Below are 3499 nucleotides of genomic sequence, written 5' to 3' on the forward strand. Positions count from 1 at the left end.
ACGCAGGGCATGATGAAAACCCGACGAGCGAGGCGACCGATATTCCCGTGCCGCCGCCGAATCAACCGGGTAGCATTGCCATCAGCGGCGAAGCCAAAGTGGGCAGCACCCTCACCGCTACTGTCAGCGACGGCGACGATTTCGCCGCTGATAAAGTGCAATACCAATGGCTGCGCGACGGCAATCCTATTGATAGTGCCAACAGCAGCACCTACACCCTGACCAAAGATGACGCCGGGCATAAAATCACCGTGCGCGCCACTTATCAGGACAATGCCGGGCATGATGAAAACCCGACCAGTGACGGGACGGACATCCCCATGCCGCCGCCGTCTGGCAAAGTCGGCGAATATGTACCGAAGCCGACCACCGACTTTATCGCCAACGTCAAAGATGCGGAATATGGTGCCAAGGGTGACGGGCAAACGGATGACACTGCCGCCATCCAGAAAGCCATTGATGCAGTCGCGGAAAAAGGCGGCGGTATCGTCGATATTCCGAACGGCACCTATCTGATTGACGCCATGCGCCAGGAAAGCTCGTCCTACGAAACCAGCGGCCTCATCCTGAAGAGCAACGTCATCCTGCGCATGGCCGATGGCACCGTGCTCAAATCGCTGCCGAACGACTCCCAGTTTGCCTCCGTCGTCACCATCAAAGACGCTAACAATGCCCACATATACGGCGGCACTATTGAAGGTGACCGTGACAGCCATACCGGTGAATATGGCGAATGGGGGCATGGTGTGCGCATCACCAACTCCACCAACGTTGTTGTGGAAAAAGTCACCTCCAAAAATAATTGGGGCGACGGCTTCTACATCGGCAAGCGTGGCAGCAGCGACATCGAGACCCAAAACATCACCTTCTATCAGGTGAACGCCGATCACAACCGCCGCCAGGGCATCTCCATTACCCACGGCAAGGGCATCAAAGTCCTCAACTCCGTCTTCAAGGACACCGACGGCACCGACCCGCGCGCCGGTATCGACGTCGAGCCGAACAAAAACGAGCAAGTCAGCGACGTGGAAATGCGCGGCAACACCTTCTCCGGCAACCGCTACGGCATCGTTGCCTCGAACCACATGCACGGCGGCAGCACGGCGGTGAAAAATATTACCTTCGAAAACAACATCGTCGAGGATAACCACGTTGGCATCCTCTACGTTGGCGTCGAAGGCGGCACCATCCGCCACAACACCGTGCGTCAAAAACACGATATGCCCGAGAAATACCCCTATCACCATCAGTACGGCATAGAGCTGCGCAACGGTGCCGTGCATTCGACTACCGGCGTTACCGTCAGCGATAACGACCTCTACGGCGGCAACGTCATCGACCGCCACACCAGCGGCAACACCATCGGCACCAACCACTTCAAGAGCGCCGTGTACATCAAGGGCACCGCCCAGCCGGGGCAAACTCTCACCGCCGAAGTCTATGACGGCGACTACGGCGAACTGTACCGCCACGTCAGCGTCAAAGTGCCGGCCAAATCCGTTACCAGCTACCGCTGGTATGCCGATGGCGTGGAAATCGAAGGGGCACACGAATCCACCTACACCCTGACCGAGGCAGAAAAAGGCAAGAAAATCACCGTCAAAATCGCCTACACCGACACCGCCGGGCAGGAAGAAAGCGCCACCAGCGACGCCACCATGCCGGTTGGCTACGAGAACCACGCACCGACCGACATCACCCTCGATCCACTCGTCATCTACGGCAACGAAGACCAGGCCGAAGTCGGCACCCTCAAAGCCATTGACGCGGATAAGGGTGACCGCTTCACCTACACCGTCAATGACGACCGTTTCGAAGTCAACGGCGATATGCTGCGTCTGAAAAAAGGACAAAGCCTTGACTACGACAAAGTGAACAGCGTCACCCTCACCGTCACCGCGACCGACCAGATGGGAGCGAGCTACAGCAAAACCTTCACCGCCTACGTGCGCGCGCCGAAGGGGATGCCCGGCTTCGACTACTACGACCTCACCCTCTCTGCCAACAAACTGATGGAAGGCAAAGACGGCGCCAGCGTCGGCAAACTCACCCTGCGCGACCGCAGCGTCGGCAAAGACTACACCTACCACGTCAGCGACCCGCGTTTCGAAATCGTGGACGGCACCCTCAAACTCAAAGCCGGGCAAAAAATCAACTACGACCAGGAACAAACCGTCGCCGTCAGCGTGACCGTCAGCAACAGCGGCGGCATGACCATGCGCAAAACCTTCACCCTGCACGTCGAAGACGATCCGAACTACCCGCCCAGCGGAAACAACGTGCTGCCTGAACCTGTGGACATCCACAGCGCCGCTGAGGCGGGCGACGCCCTGCACAGACATGACGCTGACAGCGCAGACAACCATAACCACAGCGGCCAAAACGGAGATGACCACGGCGCAGCGGCAAACCACGCGGAAAGCGGCGACACCCATACCGCCGCTGACCATGCGCAGCACGACGGCGTCGCAAACAACGCCGCGCAGACCCTGGGCGATAGCGACGCACCCGTCCACCTCAGCGCGAACCTCAAAGCCACCGCGCAGGCCGAACTGGCGGACAAGAGCAGCGCAGAAATCCTCGACCACCTCGGCGAGCATGGCGGCGACGCCTTCACCTTCGATGCGAGCGAAACCCCGCACACCCTCACCGGCACAGACGGCAACGACAACCTCGTCGCAGTCGGCGGCGCGAACACCCTCAAAGGCGGCGAAGGTGCGGACCAGTTCATCTTCATCACCAACCCGCTGAAAAACGCGGAAAGCCCGGCGCTGAACCAAATCCTCGACCTCAACACCGGGGAAGACCGCATCCGCCTCGTCGCGGGCAAAGGCGAGGCCATCAGCGACCTGCAATACGACGCCGACAGCCGCCTCCTCAGCTACACCCTGCACGACAGCGAAAACCGCAGCTACCACAACAGCATCGTGGTGAATGCGCACGACGGCCACACGCTGACGCAGGAAGAAGTGCTGGCGGCGGTGAGCATCCTGTAAACAGCGCCAAGCGGCAAAAAACGGGCTTCGGCTCGCCACCACAAAAAACTCCCCCGCTGGGGGAGGACAGGGGAGGGGTTACTGGCGACACGCGCAGTATCCATGACCGCCGCTGACGTCTGCAAACCGCCTGGCCTGTAGGGTGCGCCCCGGCACCAGACTGGCGTGGACAAGCACAGATGTGCAAAATGCTGCCGCACAACCCCCTCCCCCCGTGGGGGAGGGCAGGGGTGGGGTTACTGGCGACACGCGCAGTATCCATGACCGCCGCTGACGTCTGCAAACCGCCCATCAGCCCCTCCCTCGCTGCCTGCAGGGAGGGGTTTGACCCCATAAAACCGACCATAGGGTGCGCCTTGGCGCACCGCCGACACCAACGCACCCGCCCCATCCGGCAAAGGACTTCCGCCCATGAACACCATCACCCTCAAAGACACAAACGGCAACACCATCGCCCAATACCCGCTCAACGGCGCGGGCGAACAGCACATCGAAGCCATCAA

The 3499-nt window shown here is 60.2% G+C and carries 1 protein-coding gene; it reads left to right on the forward strand.

What is annotated here, in order from left to right; genetic code table 11:
* A partial coding sequence (locus Q0349_RS11465; protein ID WP_298081109.1) for a glycosyl hydrolase family 28-related protein occupies window positions 1–2996 on the forward strand: 2996 nt, incomplete at its 5' end.
* Between the last annotated feature and the right edge of the window lie 503 nt (window positions 2997–3499).

The sequence above is a fragment of the uncultured Cardiobacterium sp. genome (assembly GCF_938028185.1).
Lineage (GTDB): Bacteria > Pseudomonadota > Gammaproteobacteria > Cardiobacteriales > Cardiobacteriaceae > Cardiobacterium.